A 16,516-nucleotide genomic window follows, 5' to 3' on the forward strand; every position below is an offset into this window, starting at 1 on the left:
TGAAATCTGTAGCGGATTGAGTACCCAAAATAATCGGTGTTTGTTCGCTTAAATCAAACTCCTCAAAACCATCATTACTATCATCATCACATAACTCTAAATTAGAGGATGGGTTGATGGTGGGTTGTGAAGCTGCCGAAATAATAAATGAAGTTATATCTACACATGTTTGTGTAAAATCTGATAGACGTCCCCATATTGTTTGTGGATTTGAGATATTGGTATAAGGACTTGTTAATGCACCTACATTGTCTATTGCATCTTGCTCTGAGAGGTGATAACTTATAATAGGTCCTGTAATAACTTGATCACCCAAAATATCGTCGTCATTTTCTGTTAAATAAAACTCTTCAAATCCTGTTCCACTACAAGTAATTAAATCTGAGGCAGGATTAGCTACAGGATTATCTCTAAATTCAATTAATATTGGTTCTGCAGAACCAGTACAAACACCAGAAAAATCAAAATCAGCATAATACACTCCTGGTTCTGTAACAGTTATAACAGAGGTTACTTCTCCTGTAATTTCAACATCATCTTTATACCAAACATGAACTGCTGCATCAAGACCTGTATCTAAAACAATCTCTGCTCCATCACACTCTGCAGTACCTGCTTCAATAGTAATATCGTCGCCTAAATTTCCTCCTAGATTAAAACTTCCTGCTTTTATAAAAACTCCAGAATCATAAGTATTATCCCTATCATCTGCAACAACTAGTTTTATAGTATAATTATCACCAGGGATTACATCAGCTTGTGCCGTAAAAACAGCAGTTCTTCCATCGAAAGAAATTGGAGGCCCATTATCGGGCGTATACGCACCAAAATATTGATCATTTATTCCTCCACATGAAGCGCCATTATCTGGATGTATGTTTGTTACCAGGATTGGTGTATTGGTATTAGGTAGTACTGCCAAATTGGTAACAACACCTGCAGAATCTGTTAATAAAAATGCAAAAGCATCAGAAAATGTACACTCAAAGCTTCCCATGTCATACTCTTCAGAAGCCATTAAAAAATCAAAACTTATACTATCTGCTAAAGGCACAAAATCGAATTGAATATAAGATGCATTATGCGAATTAATTCCAACAGCAGTATCTAAATCAGCATCGCCTGGCCACGTATCAGTTCCATCTCCTAAAAAAATATTTGGACCTCCTGCTTCGCTCGCATCACCACTTGTAAGCAAAATTCCATCTTCAAAAGGAAAATCAACACCATTACTATAAAAATAACCTATACCATTTGGCTCAGAAGAACTATAGTCGATTCCTGTAGATGAAATTATATTTGATACGGTTGCACATGGACTATCTACTAATACATCTTCTATTAATTGCGTGGACGTAAAAGTGCTTTGATCAACAACGACATTAGGTCCTAAAACAAAAACTAAAATTGTGGCAATATCAGAACAACCTTGAGGATTATCGTCTGTAACAGTTAAACTAACCGTATAAGTTCCAGAAGTATTAAATGTATTAGACACATCTTGACCTATAGCTGTATTTGAATCTCCAAAATCCCAATTGTAAGTAGCATTTGTACCATCAATTGAAAATATGGCACTTCCGGAAAAATCAACAGTGTCTCCTGGCAAAATTCCTATTATTCCTGTATTATTAGGAGCTGGATTAGTACTATCAATAGAAGCAGTTATATCTTGACATTCTGTGGCACACAATATATTTGCTTCCCAACCAACAATAGTTGAAGCATCATTACTTGTAAAAACAAAAGTTAAACATCCAGAAATATTTGTATCCGAAGCAGACACTGTACCTGGAGAACCAACACCAGAATATGTCCCAATAACATCTGCTGTAATATCATCACCATCGTAAATAGTTAATACATCTTGATTTAGTTGTGTGTTAAATTCTATAAACTCTATTATAATAAAATCGTCACTATTCTGAGGACATATTGTAATAGTATAATTCTCATCATTTGAATAATTACCAAATTCTCCTCCCGAATCGTAAAATTTATCTGGAGCGCACCTGTTAAAGGTTCCATCTTGCATTGAGAGATCTTGAGAAAATCCAACTACAGTAAATAAAATTGCTATGAGAAATATTATCTTTTTTAACATGAACTAATTTTTAAGAAATCAATTATTTCTAATTCTAACGTATATAAACCCCTTATCTAGAATTAAACGTGGAATTTAACTAAAATAGATGAATCAGGACTAATTTTTTAAATTTCAAGAGTGTTAATACAGATTAAATACGTAAAAAACCGACATATTGAAACCAATTCTTAAAATTATCTAAAACCAGTAGACATTACAACTTGTAAAACTGTTAAAATTTAACATAAAAACAAACAAAAGGCCAATCACAGACTGAAATTACATTAAGAATATTAACTAATTTTCCCATTAAGTTGATCTTAGGAAAAAGATTTCAAAAATTATTTCTTGATAAATAGTTTAGAATTAATGGAATTAAAACTTCGTTAAATGTCTCCATGTTTCAGTATGATATTTCATATTTTTGCAAATAAAAGATGGCACAGACCAAAATTTCTATTATACCTACTTCAAATGAAACAATTTTAAAATTTGAAGCAGATCGATTTTTAACCAATCATAATAGCTTTGAATTTAATAATATTGATGATGCTAAACATTCTCCATTAGCGCAACAACTTTTCTATTTACCCTTTGTTAAAAAAGTATATATCGCGTCAAATTTTATTGCTATTGAGCGCTATAATATAGTTGAATGGAAAGATGTACAAGACGAAGTTGCGCAACAGATTGAAGATTATTTATCTAATGATGGTATTGTAGTAACAGAAGAAGCTATTAAGCCTAAAGCTGCAGTTACAGTCTATGCAGAAAGTACACCAAACCCAGGCGTTTTAAAATTTGTTTGTAATAAAGTATTAGTGCCTGGTATATTTGAGTTTACTTCTATAGAAGACGCCAAACCTTCTCCATTAGCCACTGCTCTTTTTCAGTTTCCGTTTGTAAAAAACATATACATGGAGAAGAATTTTATTTCTGTAACAAAGTTTGATATTGTTGAATGGGAAGACATCACTATTCAAGTTAGAGAGTTTTTAAAATCTTATATTGAAGATGGAAAAACAATATTAAACGATGATGCACCAAAAAAATTGAACAAAACAGAAGAGGCTATTGAACAGAAATTTGAAGCTTTAGACGATACTTCTAAAAACATTATTAATATTCTTGAAGAATACATAAAACCAGCTGTTGAGAGTGATGGCGGAAATATAGAATTTAAATCTTATGATGCTAAAACCAAAAAAGTAGAAGTTTTATTGCAAGGCGCATGTAGCGGTTGCCCTTCATCTACATTTACATTAAAAAATGGTATTGAGAGCATGTTAAAAGAAATGTTGAATGATAATTCTATTACCGTTAATGCCATAAATGGTTAGAAATTTATTAACTTCATAGTGACAAATTATAATCTTTTGTGTCTTATAGAATATAACCTTAAAATCAAATAAAATGGCAGTATTAAAAGTAATTGAAGTATTATCTAACTCTAATAAAAGTTGGGAAGACGCAACAAAAAAAGCGGTAAAAGAAGCAGCTAAAACAGTTAAAAACATTAAGTCTGTTTATGTACAAGACCAAAGCGCAATTGTAGATGGTGATGACGTCACAGAATTTAGAGTGGCATTAAAATTAACTTTCGAAGTTAAATAACAAGTATTATTAAAATTTAAAACTCGGATTATTAATTTAACCGAGTTTTTTTAATCTCATTAATTAAACAAAAATGGACACACAAAAATGGATTGATAAAGGTTTTGACTTTATCGTTGAGTTTGGACCTAAAGTTATTGGCGCTATTCTAATCTGGATTATTGGAAACTGGGTTATTAAATTATTACTGAAAGGTATAAAAAAGGTGATGAATAAAGGTGATTATGATGAAAGCCTAAAAAAATTCTTAATTAATCTTGTTAATTGGATTCTAAAAATTGTATTAATAATTGTAGTATTAGGAACAGTTGGTGTAGAGACTACATCTTTTGCCGCAATTATTGCAGCTGCTGGTTTAGCCATTGGTTTAGCTTTACAAGGATCACTAGGAAACTTTGCTGGAGGTGTTTTAATTATGATTTTTAAACCTTTTAAAATTGGTGATTTAATTGAAGCTCAAGGTGAATTAGGTGTAGTAAAAGAAATTGAAATTTTCACTACTAAATTAAATACACCTACAAATAAAGAAGTAATTATACCAAATGGTGCTTTATCTAATGGTAACATTGTTAATTATTCTACCGAAGGAAAATTGAGAGTCGATTTAACTTTTGGAGTTAGTTATGACGCAGACATTAAACAGACAAAAGACGTTTTAATGAAAGTATTAACATCTAATCCTAAAGTATTACAGGATCCAGCACCTTCAGTTAATGTATCTGAGCTGGCTGATAGTTCTGTAAACTTTGCAGTAAGACCTTGGTGTACCGTGGCAAACTATTGGGATGTATATTTTGAAACTCATGAAAACGTTAAGATTGCACTTGATGCTGCTGGAATAGAAATACCTTATCCACATGCAGTAGAAATACAAAAGGAAGGTTAATTCTTCTTTTTTAAAGCAACAAAGTCCTTTAAATAATAAGGCTCAAAATAAGCGACATCTTCGGTGTCGCTTTTTTTATATTTTAATTCGGATAACAATGACATCTCATTTGCAGAAGGCAATTTATCTTCAATAAAAATGGCATTAGGATGATTAATTAAAGTTTTTGTTTTACCAACACCATTACCAATAAAGTAAACTCTATTTTTTTTAAGTATATCAGAATAACTCTCTTCAGTTAAAATTTCAGCTTTAATTTCTCTATGTAATTCTAAATCTGAATTATAAATAGCAGAATAAACTTCCATTCGCCTTGCATCTAACATAGGAACTATAAACCCATCTTTAAACTTTACTTGGTGTGCTAAACTTTCTAAAGTTGAAATAGAAATCAGCGGCTTGTTTAATGCAAAGCACAATCCTTTTACAGAGGACACTCCAATACGCAAACCTGTATAAGACCCAGGACCTTTGCTAACTGCTACAGCGTCAATATCGGATGGTTTTAAATTAGAACTTTTAAAAACCTCATCTATAAAAAGGTGCAAAGTTTCGGCATGAGAATATCCTAAACTATTGTCTTCTTTTAAAACTAAAGTCTCTCCATCTTTAGACAGAGAGACTGAACAATTTGTTGTTGCTGTTTCTATATTAAGCACTAATGCCATAGGCAAGATGTTATTTTCTAATTTCTTGTAATTTTTATTGAATAGCAAAGACTATTTATCTTCGCTTTTTTCGTCAGAATTATTTTCTGATTTTTTATTAGTTATTTCTAATAAATCACCAGGTTTTAAGATTTTAGACACCATATTGTAAGGACCTGTAATGATTTTATCATCCTTGTCTAAGCCTGTAATGATTTCAATATTACTATCGTCTTGTATTCCGGTTTTTACAACTTTCAATTTTGCTTTACCTCCTTCATTTACAAAGACACATTCAAATTTTTCTTCTTCTTTATTATCTTCATCTACCTCAACAGTCTTATCGTAAGATTTCTTAGTAGAAGTTGTATCTGTTTTTATAACAATTGCACTAATAGGAACAGATATAGCGTCTAACTGTTTTTTTGTAATAATATCTACAGTAGCCGTCATTCCTGGTCTAAACGGCGAATACGTTTCTGGTTTTCCTTCTGTTAAATCTTTATAAGACTCTTCTAGTATTCTTACCTTAACCTTAAAATTAGTTACCTGATCGGCTGTTAAACTTCCTTCTGCTGAGTTTGCTATCTCAGTTACGATGCCTTTAAATTCTTTCTTTAAATAAGCATCAACTTCAACAATTGTAGAATCTCCAATATTTACTTTAACAATGTCATTTTCGTTTACATCAACCTCAACTTCCATATTATTTAAGTTGGCTACTCTTAAAATTTCAGTACCTGCCATTTGTTGGGTACCAACAACGCGTTCACCTAACTCTACATTTAACCGTGAAATAGTTCCACTCATTGGCGCATAAATCGTTGTTCGGTTTAGATTATCTTTAGCTTCGTTTACAGATGCTGCAGCACTTTGTACATTATAGTAAGCTGAATTTTTACCAGCAAAAGCAGTTTCATATGTTGCTATAGCTCGATCCCAATCTGCTTTAGAAATCACCCCTTTATCAAAAAGTGTTTTATTTCTATCATAATCAGCCTTAGCTTGTTTTAAGGTCGCCTCTGCCTGTTCTAAACCAGCTCTAACATTCTGATAAGCCGCTTGCGACCTACTTACTGCAGATTGAATTAAATCTGGATTTATACGTACTAATAAATCTCCTTTTTTTACTTCTTGTCCTTCTTTAAAAGGTAACTCAAGTATTTCACCAGATACTTCCGAAGAAATTTTTACTTCAACTTCTGGTTGAATTTTTCCTGTTGCGGATACTGTTTGCACTATATCTTGTATAGAGACTACTTTTTCCGTAACCGCTTTAAAGTTTCCTTTTTTTCCAAACCATTCTAATTTAGATCCTACTACTAATAAAATTAGTGCAAGAACTACAATTCCTATAATGATTTTTAATGTTTTGCTCATGGCTATTAGTTTAAGTCAGTTATTGGTAATCCAAAATAGAATTCTAAAACTTTAAGTTTAAATATATAATCGTACTTTGTTCTAATTACCTCACTTTGAGCCGCTTCAAAACTGTTTTTAGACTGATTAAAATCAAAAGAATTTAATAATCCTACAGTATAGCGCTCTTGCGAGTAATTAAAAGCTTCCTCTCTTGCAATTAATGTTTTCTGTGCTGCTTCATAAGCTTTTAATGCACCTTTAGTATCATTGAAAGCCTGATAAACATTAGTTTCCAAATCTAATTCAGTTTGTTCTAACTGAAATCTAGATTTTTCTAAATTAACCTTAGCGCGTTTAACATTATTACTTACTGAAAAACCGTTAAAAATAGGGATGTTTAGACTCAAAAAGAAATTATGGCTTTTATTATCTGATATTTGCGTTTCAAAATTTGGGGTATCAAATAATTGAGATGTAAAATAATTTGAACTAAAACTATATGAGCCTGTTAAAGAAGGTTGAAGTCTAGCTTTTGCAATTTTTACATCATACTCTGCAATCTCATTATTATTTTTAGCGATTTTTAAATCGTAACGAGCTTCTTTCGCTTTTTCAAAAATTGATTGTACTGTTTCATTTAGAATATTGGTTGGAGGCACATCGTAATCGAAATCTGATATATCAAAATTCTCATAATCCTTTAACAGTAGGAGTTGAGCTAAACTAATCTTAGATAGCAATATAGCATTTTCCGCATTAACAACTAATTGCTCTTGAGATGCTAGCGTGGCTTGAATTTCAAACAAATCACCTCTTGGCAATGAGCCTGCATCAACTAATTCTTTGGTACGACTAATATCTTGTTTAGTCACTTCTTGCTGAGCTAGTGTTACTTTTAATTGCTCTTTGTTAAATAAAATTTGAACAAATGCATTAGCAACATTTAGCGAAATATTATCTTTCATATTATCTAATTGATATTGACTTGACAATATTTGAAGATTAGAACGTCTTAGTTGATTTACATTACTTAAACCACCATAAATATCAACGGAAGAACTAATACCTCCATTTAAATTTCGAGTTGTAGAGTTAATTGCATCAAACGTTACTGGATCTTGATTTAAACCAATACTCCAAGATAATGTAGACGAAGCATTAAGCGTTGGTAAAAAGTTACCAAACGCGTCCTTTTTATTAAGTTTAGCTGTCTCTATATCTAACTCACTTTGCTTAACAGAAATATTATTCTCTAAGGCGTAGTTAACACACTCTAATAGCGTCCATTTTTTATTTTGAGCCTGTGCTAATACTCCACAAAGAAGTACAACTATGATGATTGATTTTTTCATGATGCTTATTTGTCTATATAAAACTTAAAGTGTTACAGAAATTATGTAATTTATTCTTGTGCATATTTTGGAACACCTTGTACTTGATTCCAAATTTTAATTTTATTGTCTTTAGAAATACCACTTTTAACTTCTACAAAAATACCATCACTAATTCCTAATTCCACGTCTTTTCTTTCAAATTTTTGATCTCCAACTTCAATTTCTACATAAGGTTTTTGTGTATCCTTATCATATTGAACAAGTGCTTCCTTTATAGCCAGTACATTTTCTGCTTTTTCTAAAATAATAGATGCGTTTGCACTTAAACCTGCTCTAATAAATGTTGAATCTATATTTTTAAGCGAGCCCTTTATTTCAAATTGAATAGCGCCATTTTCTGCCACACCTTTTGGAGCTATATAATCTAAAATAGCATCAAACTTCTTGTCTTCAATGGCACCAACAGTAATCTCTAAAGGTAAACCTTCCTTTATTTTACCAACTTCACTTTCATCTACTTTACCTTCAAAAATCATTTGTTTTACATCTGCTAAAGAAGCAATTGATGTCCCTTCATTAAAGTTATTTGCCTCAATAACTTGGTTTCCAGCCTTAACTGGCACATCTAAAACCATACCTGAAACAGTTGCTCTTACTTGGGTTTGAGCAATATTTCCTAAACCAGAAGTTGTACCTGTTTTAATAATATCATAATTCTGATTGGCTGAATTTACATTTATTTTGGCCTGCTCTACACTTTGCTTGGTTTGTAAATATGAATTTTTTACACTTTCAAAATCATTAGCAGAAATAACGCCTTTGTCAAACAAAGCTTTTTGTCTATCGTAATTTGCTTGCTGCGTTTGCAAGTTAATTTTAGCAGTTTGTAATGCTGTTTGATTAGTGGCAATACTATTTTTGGCACTAGTTAAAGAAGATACATTTGGTATCACTCTAATTTGAGCAATTAAATCACCAGACTTTACATATTCTCCCGCTTCAATAAAAACTTCTTCTATAACTCCAGAGATATTTGGTTTAATTAAAACTTCTTCCTTCGGAACAATACTTCCTGTTGCAACGGTTTTAACTACTATGGTTTGTTCTGTTGGACTCTCAGAAGTATATCTAATTGGGTCTTCTTGCCCTTTTGTCCAAAAGAAATATAATGAGCCTAAAAATCCTAAGACTATAACTGCTAAAATGATGATGGTTTTTACTCTTTTCATTACTTGATGAATAATTTGGTTGATGAATTATATTATTGTTATTCTATTCTTAGTGCATCTACTGGTTTCATTTTTGTAGCACTATTTGCAGGAATTAAACCTGCCAATAAACCTGAAACCACTAATATTATCAATGCTGTAAACACCACTTGTATGCTTACACTTGGATTTGCAAAATTTTGTACTGGCCCAACACTATCTAAAATAGTATTCATTATCCATATAACTAATGCGGCAAATGAAATCCCAACCATACCTGATAGAATAGTTAATACAAGACTTTCCTGTAAAATCTGAGATTTAATTGTCCACGGGCTTGCACCTAAAGCTCGCCTTACACCAATTTCTTTTGTACGTTCTTTTACTACAATAAGCATAATATTACTAATGCCAATAATACCAGACATTAATACTAGTGCGCCAACAAAATAACCTACAAAAGTTAATATTGAAAAAAGACCACTGACACGCTCAAATTGTTCTGACAAATCGAAATGGCCAATGGCTCGATCGTCTTCTGGATGCACTTTATGTCTAGATTTCATTAATTCGAAAATCTGTTGTTTTAAAGACGTAATTGATATATTATCTACAGCAGTAATTGCCATCCAACCTACATTTTCGCCTCTATTAAAAGCTTGACCAAATGTTGTAAATGGCATATATATTGTGTTGGCATCTTGCTCATCATCGCCTTGGCTATTGCTCATTTTAAAGGTTCCGACAACCAAAAAGTTTACACCATTAACTTTAATATAGGTACCTAAGATATCTTCATCTTTATCATAAAGCCCTTTTACTACACCTGTACCAATGACACAAACTTTTCTTTTGGCTTCTATATCAGAATAGCTAATGAAACGTCCTTGAAGAATATCCATAGGCTGTTGATTTATATATTCTGGGTAATCACCATAAATTTCAAAAGCACCTGTTTTTGTGCCTCTAACAACATTATTTGCACCATTATAACCACCTAATTGATTTCTTGGAGAGACGTATTTTAAATTCGGAAATTCCGATTTTAATGCTGCGACATCATCTATCTTATAATTAAAGTAACGTCCTTTTGGTAAACCTTTATAGGGTTTAGATGTACCTTGAGTCCACATAAACATTGAGTTAGTTGCAAAACCATCAAAATCTGCTGTTACACCGTTTTTAAGTCCGTTTGTTAAAGCTAATAATAATACCAAAATGGTAATTCCCCAAAACACACCAAATGCTGTTAACAAAGTTCTAAACTTGTTAGCATTTAAGGCTTCTAGTATTTCATCCCAACGGTCTCTGCTAAACATATTATTCGTCTCTTAATGCGTCAATTGGTTTAATCATTGCTGCTCTATAAGCAGGAATAAAGCCTGCTAAAGCACCTGCAAAAACTAACAAAAACACTGTAGTTAAAGCAATATTAAAATCTACTTGCGGATATTTTATAAAATCACTCTGAATATATGGACCAGCTAGTTCTAATAATCCCAACCCAAATACTAATCCAAATAAACCTGCGAACATGGTAACAAAAACAGCTTCCTGTAAAATCATACCAACAATAGACATTGGCAAAGCTCCTAAAGCTTTTCTAATTCCTATTTCTTTGGTACGCTCTTTAACTATGATGAGCATAATATTACCTACACCAACAATACCTGCTATGATTGTTCCTATACCAACAAACCAAAACACAGCTCTTATAGTGGCTATAAGCGAATAGATTTTCTCTGCTTCTTCAAGCGTATTAAATACTCTAACCGCACTTACATCATCTGGTGCTACAACATGTATTTCTTTTAGTTGCTCTTCTATACCCTTTGCAATGGCATTAGACTGTATTACAGCTTCATTAAAATTATCAGCCATTTTTACAGTAAAAGCCATATTTCTAATATTCTCACCTGCATTAAATACTTTTTGAGCGGTAGAAACAGGAATATAAACTTGACCTTCTTCACGATCTCCTCCTGGATCATAAAACACACCAACTACCTTAAAATTCATTCCATATACCTGAAGGTTTTTATTAATAGGGTCTTCACCTTTAAATAAATCTGTCTTTATTTTATTACCAATAACAGCGACTTTTTTACTGCCTTCAACATCAGATTGGTTGATAAAACGACCGGATCCGATATCTGCATTTTCTATAAATTGGTTGTCTGGCAATGTCCCTCTAACTCTGTAATTTCCGGTTTCATTATTATATGTAATATTTGCTCCCCAAATTGGATAATCTTTTGTTCTGTACTCAAAAAACTCGTCATATTTCTTTTCAACAGCTTCAAAACTTGAATTTTTTAGTTGAATATAGCGACCAGGATTTAAACCTTTATAACCTTTTGTGGTTACACCTGTCCTAACTGCAATTCTATTAGTAGCATCTCTTTCAAATTGAGATTTCACTCCATTCTCTATGCCTTTACTAAACCCAAGAAGGATAACTAAAATGAAGATGCCTGAGGCTACAGATAGACCTGTTAAAAACGTCCGTAATTTATTTTTACTTAACGTTTCAAATATCTCTTGCCAACGTTCTAAATCAAACATGTAATGACGCTCTTACTTGTTCTACTTTGCTATCATCTATAATAATTCCATCTTTAAGATTAACGATGCGCTTGGTCATATGTGCAATGTCATCTTCATGTGTAACTACTAAGATTGTTTTACCTTCGTCGTTAATACCTTGTATAAGTTCCATTACTTCATAAGAAGTTTTAGTATCTAAAGCACCTGTTGGTTCGTCTGCTAATAGTACTTTTGGGTCACTTGCTAATGCTCTTGCAATTGCCACACGTTGTTTTTGACCTCCAGAAAGTTCACTTGGTAAATGATGTGACCATTCTGCTAGACCAACTTTTTGAAGATAATGCATAGCTTTTTCTGTGCGTTCTTTTCTCTTAATCCCTTTATAATACAATGGCATAGATACATTATCTAAAGCACTTTTATAATTAATAAGGTTAAACGATTGAAAAATGAAACCTAAAAATTCGTTTCTGTATTTAGCGGCAATTTTTTCGTTTAGATTTTTGATAGGCACATTGTCTAGAATATATTCGCCAGTATCAGCTTCATCTAGCATTCCTAAAATATTTAATAGTGTAGATTTACCAGAGCCTGAAGAACCCATTATAGAAACCAACTCGCCTTCTTTTACATTAAAATTTATTCCTTTAAGTACATGTAAGGAATTGCTTCCCATGTGATAAGACTTGTGCAAATCCTTTATCTGAATCATAGCTTAGTTGATTGATTGATTGGTTGATTGGTTGATTGACTAAACCAAATTAATTTGGCTTACTGCAATTTTAAGAAAATCTTATAGGTTTCTATGCCAACAAATTGTTAATACCTCTAATAATTCTCTATAACTAAGACTCTTATTCTATATAAATGTTACAGCATTTTAGTCTAAACTTTCAATTTTCTCTGGTTTATTAAATTTTCTGTAAATAATATATCCAAGTACTGCAACCAAAATATAAGGAACTGCCATTAAAAACATTATACCATCGTTAATCCCTTCTGCCGCATTTTGGTCTTCTCCACTTTCTAAAACAGCTCTGCACATTGCACATTGCGCATTTGTATTTATAAAAAAGAAAAGAGAAAAAAGAAGAAAAATAAGTTTACGTTTCATAGTTACACATAATATGGAGATATCATTAAATAAACCACAACACCTGTTATTGCAACATAAAGCCATAATGGAAATGTAATTTTAGCTATTTTTTTATGTCGTTCTATATTGTTTGTAATTGCTCTTACATAAGTGATTAATACAAATGGAATAATAATAACTGACAATACAATATGAGTAATAAGAATGAAGTAATAGATATAAGCAATTACACCTTCGCCTCCAAATTTTGTAGAATCACTTGTCATGTGATAGGCTATATAGAGTAGTAGGAATAATACAGATAACATGATGGCGAATTTCATCAATCCTTCATGCCGTTTTCTATTTTTGCTTTTAATGGCAACAACTGCAAGAATTAATATGATTGCTGTTAATCCGTTTATGGCTGCATAAATTGGTGGTAAAAAAGTTAAAGGTTCTACATTAAAACCAAGTTTTTTGAGATTTACACCAAATAAAGCTGCAACAGCTAATGGAATTATAACTGATAACGCTACGATCCACTTGTTATATTTTTTCTCTTTATCTGTGTCTATTGCATTCATATTAGTATATATTTAGATTATTTTGCGCACTTAAAATATTAAATACTACTCATTTAAAAGTTTAGCAATGTCCTCTTTTAAAATTGATATTTCTTGTGTAATACCATCTTCGTCTACTCCAACTGCTTCAGGAATTAAGCCATTATAAAATATTAAAGGGTTTCCGAAGTTATCTTTTCTAGATCTTATATACCCTTCTTTATCTATTAACGCAAAATTACCAGAATGCTCAAAACCACCTTCAACACTGTCATCCTTTGCTGTGTAAAGGTTAAATCCTTGGTTGGCTAATTTGTAAATTTCAGATTCATCACCTGTCATTAAATTCCAGTTAGGATTAGATATACCATATTTTTCAGCATAAGCTCTTAAAACCTCAGGTGTATCTATTTCTGGAGTTATAGAAAATGAAGCAACGCCAAAGTTTTCAAAATCTTTAAACTCATTTTGAACTTCAACCAAGTTTCTGTTCATTATAGGACAAATGGTTGGACAAGTTGTAAAAAAGAATTCTACCACATATACTTTGCCTAAATAATCGTTATTAGAAATAGTTTCGCCATATTGATTAGTAAATTTAAAAGCAGGCACTTTTTTTGGTTCTCCATTTATTTCTAAATAACTTAAGCTACTTTTATTCTTATCCTTGTTTTTTTCTTCAATCGGTGAATTTGATACATCTACACTTCGACTTTCATCTCTGGTAATATCATCTTTACTAACTCTATCTATTATTTTTGGAACAAACATAATTCCAAAAACTAACAAGATAAATGCAATACCAATATAGGAATAATTCGTTTTTTTACTCATGGCTTTGTTTTAATTCTTTTTCTCTTCTTGTATTAGAGTCCACAAATTTACCTTCTCTTTTTTGGCGGTATTCTGTAAATAAAATCCTAACATCATCACTCATCATATTCTTAATCTCAGCAACTTCAATTGTATTATAAGAATAAACACTAAAGGCTGGCTTATTATTTTCAACTTCTCGCTCTGTCCTTCCGTCTAAACGACCTCGTTGATTTAAGTCTTTATCTATAATAAATACATTTGGTGTTGATAGGTCTTCTGCTAAACCTTTTTTTGATTTTAGTGTATTGTAAAGCATTTTGATTTCGCCCTCTGTACCAAAAGCATATCTCCAAAATTTTAAATCTTCGTAGGTATTTATTTCTTTTTTTAACTCTTTTACTGCCTCCTCAGTTCCTTCTGGAACAACAATTACAATTTGAAATTTTTTGAAGCCTTTAAACTTATCGTAAACCAATTCTTTAAGATTTAAAGCAGAGACCGATTTTTTTAAAGGTGATTTACCTAGAAATCCCAAGACTGTAATCTGACCTTTTAGTCTTAAACTATCTGTGTCTTGAGAATTAAAATTTTCGATATCAGAAACCTTTTCGTTTACTATATTTAAAGGTTCGTAATTATGTGTTGCAGGATACAACATAAACAAAAATGCAACAGGCAAAAAGAATAAAATACCTAGAACTAAATTACGTTTTACTTTGCTTGTTTCCATTATTTATAAACTAAAAATCTAAATTTTCAAGTTGGTTTTATTTACTTGTATTTTAGAGTTGCAAAAATAAAAAAGGTGGTTTAGAAAAACCACCTTTAAATTGTATTTAACACTTCAGAAAAGTGTTACATTAATAGCTTATTGATTAAAAATCTCTTTTAATTAAAGAATCTTCACCATTATAAACATCAAAGACATAACCACCTTCTTGTAATAAGATAAATGCCAAATAACAGATTAAGAATACACCTGTCCATACAATCATTTTTCTAAAACTACCTGTTTCATCTCTAAGGTGCATAAAATCCCATGCTATATAATAAGCTTTAATAATAGTTAAAACAATAAATATAAGGTTTAAGGGCTTCATGTAAACAAAAGGTGATAATATGATATTACCTAACGTTGCAAAGAATCCTCCTTCAAAAGGTGTAATCCAAGTATGCATAAACATATCTGGTTTATAGATACCCAATACAACCTCTATAATTGTAACAATGGTAAGGAAGATTAATACTCCCCAAATTTTACTTGTGTTAGATTTAAACTTAACTAAACCTCTAAATATTTCTAATTTATGCTCGTGTGCCATAATTAATCTTAGTTTCTTTTTATACTAAATAGAAGAATGTGAAAACAAATACCCAAACTAAATCGACAAAGTGCCAGTATAGACCAACTTTCTCAACCATCTCATAACTTCCTCTTCTTTCATAAGTTCCGAGAACAACATTAAAAAAGATAATAATGTTAAGTACAACTCCCGATAATACGTGGAAACCGTGAAAACCTGTAATAAAGAAAAAGAAATCAGCAAATAGCGAAGTTCCATATTCATTAACTTGAAGATTTGCACCTTTAACTACAAGCTTGCCATTCTCTTTTATTTGTTTTAAAGACTCCTCTCTAGATAATATAGTTTTATGACCATTCTCATCAAGAAGCTGAGTTCTAACTAAAACATTTTCATTAGCAACTAAACCTGCATATATTTCATTAACTGAGTAAGGAGGTAATGTAGCTTCTTCTCTAAACCATAAACCATTACTACGATCATGTTCTACACGAACATCTGCAATAGGAATAGCCAAATCTTCAATTGAAACACGTTTAAACTTCTCAACACCATCTTCAGTTACATTTTTTCCAAATTGCAAAATGTTTCCACCTTTTGTTTGAACAGCACCATAATCACCTTGTATAAAAGTTGCCCATTCCCAAGCTTGAGAACCAACGAATATTGCACCACCAATAATAGTAAGGAACATATATATAGTAACTTTCGCTTTATTCATACGGTGACCAGCATCAACGGCTAGCACCATTGTTACTGAAGACATAATAAGTACAAACGTCATAAATGCCACATAAATCATAGGCAGTTCCTGACCATGTAAAAACGGAACGTGAGTAAATACCTCATCTGCAATTGGCCATTCATTAACAAACTTAAATCTCGAAAAGCCATAAGCTGCCAAGAAAGCTGAAAACGTTAACGCATCAGATACAATGAAGAACCACATCATCATTTTTCCGTAACTTGCCTTTAGTGGCTTATTGCCTCCTCCCCAAGTTTTTTCTTCTGTACCAGTAGCTACTGTAGAATTCATAGAATTTATTTAAATTTTAAAGATTGGACAAAAAT

At 31.6% G+C, this 16,516-nt stretch carries 17 protein-coding genes; 3 read left to right on the forward strand and 14 right to left on the reverse strand.

The genetic code is table 11. The features are described from left to right. Positions 1–2,104 (reverse strand): choice-of-anchor L domain-containing protein (locus tag HNV10_RS13415; RefSeq protein ID WP_241695512.1); only part of this gene is annotated, 2,104 nt, incomplete at its 3' end. A 419-nt stretch (positions 2,105–2,523) separates the two neighbouring features. Between HNV10_RS13415 and HNV10_RS13420 the strand changes: the two genes are divergently transcribed. The 3 genes from HNV10_RS13420 (at position 2,524) to HNV10_RS13430 (ending at position 4,586) form a co-directional block, all read left to right on the forward strand. Further along, a complete protein-coding gene (locus HNV10_RS13420) occupies positions 2,524–3,426 on the forward strand; it encodes a NifU family protein (protein ID WP_173301911.1) in 903 nt (300 codons plus the stop codon). Between the two features lie 73 nt (positions 3,427–3,499). Next, positions 3,500–3,700: a dodecin family protein gene (locus tag HNV10_RS13425; RefSeq protein WP_173301912.1), complete on the forward strand. Its 201-nt coding sequence runs from the start codon at positions 3,500–3,502 to the stop codon at positions 3,698–3,700. Positions 3,701–3,773: 73 nt separating this feature from the next. After that, entirely contained in the window at positions 3,774–4,586 is an 813-nt protein-coding gene (locus HNV10_RS13430) for a mechanosensitive ion channel family protein (RefSeq protein ID WP_173301913.1), read from the forward strand. Here HNV10_RS13430 and tsaB read toward each other — a convergent pair. From tsaB to HNV10_RS13495, 13 genes are all read right to left on the reverse strand, one after another. Continuing rightward, the gene (gene tsaB, locus HNV10_RS13435; RefSeq protein ID WP_173301914.1) at positions 4,583–5,254 is read right to left on the reverse strand and encodes a tRNA (adenosine(37)-N6)-threonylcarbamoyltransferase complex dimerization subunit type 1 TsaB; all 672 of its coding nucleotides are present in this window, start codon (positions 5,252–5,254) and stop codon (positions 4,583–4,585) included. The genes HNV10_RS13430 and tsaB overlap by 4 nt on opposite strands. A gap of 51 nt (positions 5,255–5,305) precedes the next feature. After that, positions 5,306–6,613, reverse strand: coding sequence for an efflux RND transporter periplasmic adaptor subunit (locus HNV10_RS13440; RefSeq protein ID WP_173301915.1), 1,308 nt, complete (start codon positions 6,611–6,613; stop codon positions 5,306–5,308). Between the two features lie 5 nt (positions 6,614–6,618). Then, positions 6,619–7,947 carry a TolC family protein gene (locus HNV10_RS13445; protein ID WP_173301916.1) on the reverse strand — a complete coding sequence of 443 codons (1,329 nt, stop codon included), beginning with the start codon at positions 7,945–7,947 and terminating at the stop codon, positions 6,619–6,621. A 50-nt stretch (positions 7,948–7,997) separates the two neighbouring features. After that, positions 7,998–9,158: an efflux RND transporter periplasmic adaptor subunit gene (locus HNV10_RS13450; protein WP_173301917.1), complete on the reverse strand. Its 1,161-nt coding sequence runs from the start codon at positions 9,156–9,158 to the stop codon at positions 7,998–8,000. A 38-nt stretch (positions 9,159–9,196) separates the two neighbouring features. Next, entirely contained in the window at positions 9,197–10,456 is a 1,260-nt protein-coding gene (locus tag HNV10_RS13455; protein WP_173301918.1) for an ABC transporter permease, read from the reverse strand. Between the two features lies 1 nt (position 10,457). After that, positions 10,458–11,702, reverse strand: coding sequence for an ABC transporter permease (locus HNV10_RS13460; protein ID WP_173301919.1), 1,245 nt, complete (start codon positions 11,700–11,702; stop codon positions 10,458–10,460). Then, on the reverse strand, positions 11,695–12,396 hold the full coding sequence (locus tag HNV10_RS13465; RefSeq protein ID WP_173301920.1) for an ABC transporter ATP-binding protein: 702 nt from the start codon (positions 12,394–12,396) through the stop codon (positions 11,695–11,697). The genes HNV10_RS13460 and HNV10_RS13465 overlap by 8 nt, the downstream gene beginning before the upstream one ends. A 168-nt stretch (positions 12,397–12,564) precedes the next feature. After that, positions 12,565–12,798: a hypothetical protein gene (locus HNV10_RS13470; RefSeq protein WP_173301921.1), complete on the reverse strand. Its 234-nt coding sequence runs from the start codon at positions 12,796–12,798 to the stop codon at positions 12,565–12,567. 2 nt (positions 12,799–12,800) lie between these two features. Next, positions 12,801–13,346, reverse strand: coding sequence for a DUF420 domain-containing protein (locus HNV10_RS13475; RefSeq protein ID WP_173301922.1), 546 nt, complete (start codon positions 13,344–13,346; stop codon positions 12,801–12,803). Between the two features lie 45 nt (positions 13,347–13,391). Beyond that, entirely contained in the window at positions 13,392–14,159 is a 768-nt protein-coding gene (locus HNV10_RS13480) for an SCO family protein (protein WP_173301923.1), read from the reverse strand. Continuing rightward, complete coding sequence (locus HNV10_RS13485) at positions 14,152–14,871, reverse strand: hypothetical protein (protein ID WP_173301924.1); 720 nt, start codon at positions 14,869–14,871, stop codon at positions 14,152–14,154. The genes HNV10_RS13480 and HNV10_RS13485 overlap by 8 nt, the downstream gene beginning before the upstream one ends. Before the next feature lie 145 nt (positions 14,872–15,016). Further along, positions 15,017–15,463, reverse strand: coding sequence for a cytochrome C oxidase subunit IV family protein (locus HNV10_RS13490; RefSeq protein ID WP_173301925.1), 447 nt, complete (start codon positions 15,461–15,463; stop codon positions 15,017–15,019). A gap of 19 nt (positions 15,464–15,482) precedes the next feature. After that, a complete protein-coding gene (locus HNV10_RS13495) occupies positions 15,483–16,481 on the reverse strand; it encodes a cytochrome c oxidase subunit 3 (RefSeq protein WP_173301926.1) in 999 nt (332 codons plus the stop codon). Positions 16,482–16,516: the final 35 nt, after the last annotated feature.

Source organism: Winogradskyella litoriviva, assembly GCF_013249065.1.
Classification (GTDB): Bacteria; Bacteroidota; Bacteroidia; order Flavobacteriales; family Flavobacteriaceae; genus Winogradskyella; species Winogradskyella litoriviva.

Bases quoted from the DNA above. Each gene is read 5' to 3' on its own strand.
- HNV10_RS13420 (WP_173301911.1), top strand. From the start codon at position 2,524: ATGGCACAGACCAAAATTTCTATTATACCTACTTCAAATGAAACAATT.
- HNV10_RS13425 (WP_173301912.1), top strand. From the start codon at position 3,500: ATGGCAGTATTAAAAGTAATTGAAGTATTATCTAACTCTAATAAAAGT.
- HNV10_RS13430 (WP_173301913.1), top strand. From the start codon at position 3,774: ATGGACACACAAAAATGGATTGATAAAGGTTTTGACTTTATCGTTGAG.
- tsaB (WP_173301914.1), bottom strand. From the start codon at position 5,254: ATGGCATTAGTGCTTAATATAGAAACAGCAACAACAAATTGTTCAGTC.
- HNV10_RS13440 (WP_173301915.1), bottom strand. From the start codon at position 6,613: ATGAGCAAAACATTAAAAATCATTATAGGAATTGTAGTTCTTGCACTA.
- HNV10_RS13445 (WP_173301916.1), bottom strand. From the start codon at position 7,947: ATGAAAAAATCAATCATCATAGTTGTACTTCTTTGTGGAGTATTAGCA.
- HNV10_RS13450 (WP_173301917.1), bottom strand. From the start codon at position 9,158: ATGAAAAGAGTAAAAACCATCATCATTTTAGCAGTTATAGTCTTAGGA.
- HNV10_RS13455 (WP_173301918.1), bottom strand. From the start codon at position 10,456: ATGTTTAGCAGAGACCGTTGGGATGAAATACTAGAAGCCTTAAATGCT.
- HNV10_RS13460 (WP_173301919.1), bottom strand. From the start codon at position 11,702: ATGTTTGATTTAGAACGTTGGCAAGAGATATTTGAAACGTTAAGTAAA.
- HNV10_RS13465 (WP_173301920.1), bottom strand. From the start codon at position 12,396: ATGATTCAGATAAAGGATTTGCACAAGTCTTATCACATGGGAAGCAAT.
- HNV10_RS13470 (WP_173301921.1), bottom strand. From the start codon at position 12,798: ATGAAACGTAAACTTATTTTTCTTCTTTTTTCTCTTTTCTTTTTTATA.
- HNV10_RS13475 (WP_173301922.1), bottom strand. From the start codon at position 13,346: ATGAATGCAATAGACACAGATAAAGAGAAAAAATATAACAAGTGGATC.
- HNV10_RS13480 (WP_173301923.1), bottom strand. From the start codon at position 14,159: ATGAGTAAAAAAACGAATTATTCCTATATTGGTATTGCATTTATCTTG.
- HNV10_RS13485 (WP_173301924.1), bottom strand. From the start codon at position 14,871: ATGGAAACAAGCAAAGTAAAACGTAATTTAGTTCTAGGTATTTTATTC.
- HNV10_RS13490 (WP_173301925.1), bottom strand. From the start codon at position 15,463: ATGGCACACGAGCATAAATTAGAAATATTTAGAGGTTTAGTTAAGTTT.
- HNV10_RS13495 (WP_173301926.1), bottom strand. From the start codon at position 16,481: ATGAATTCTACAGTAGCTACTGGTACAGAAGAAAAAACTTGGGGAGGA.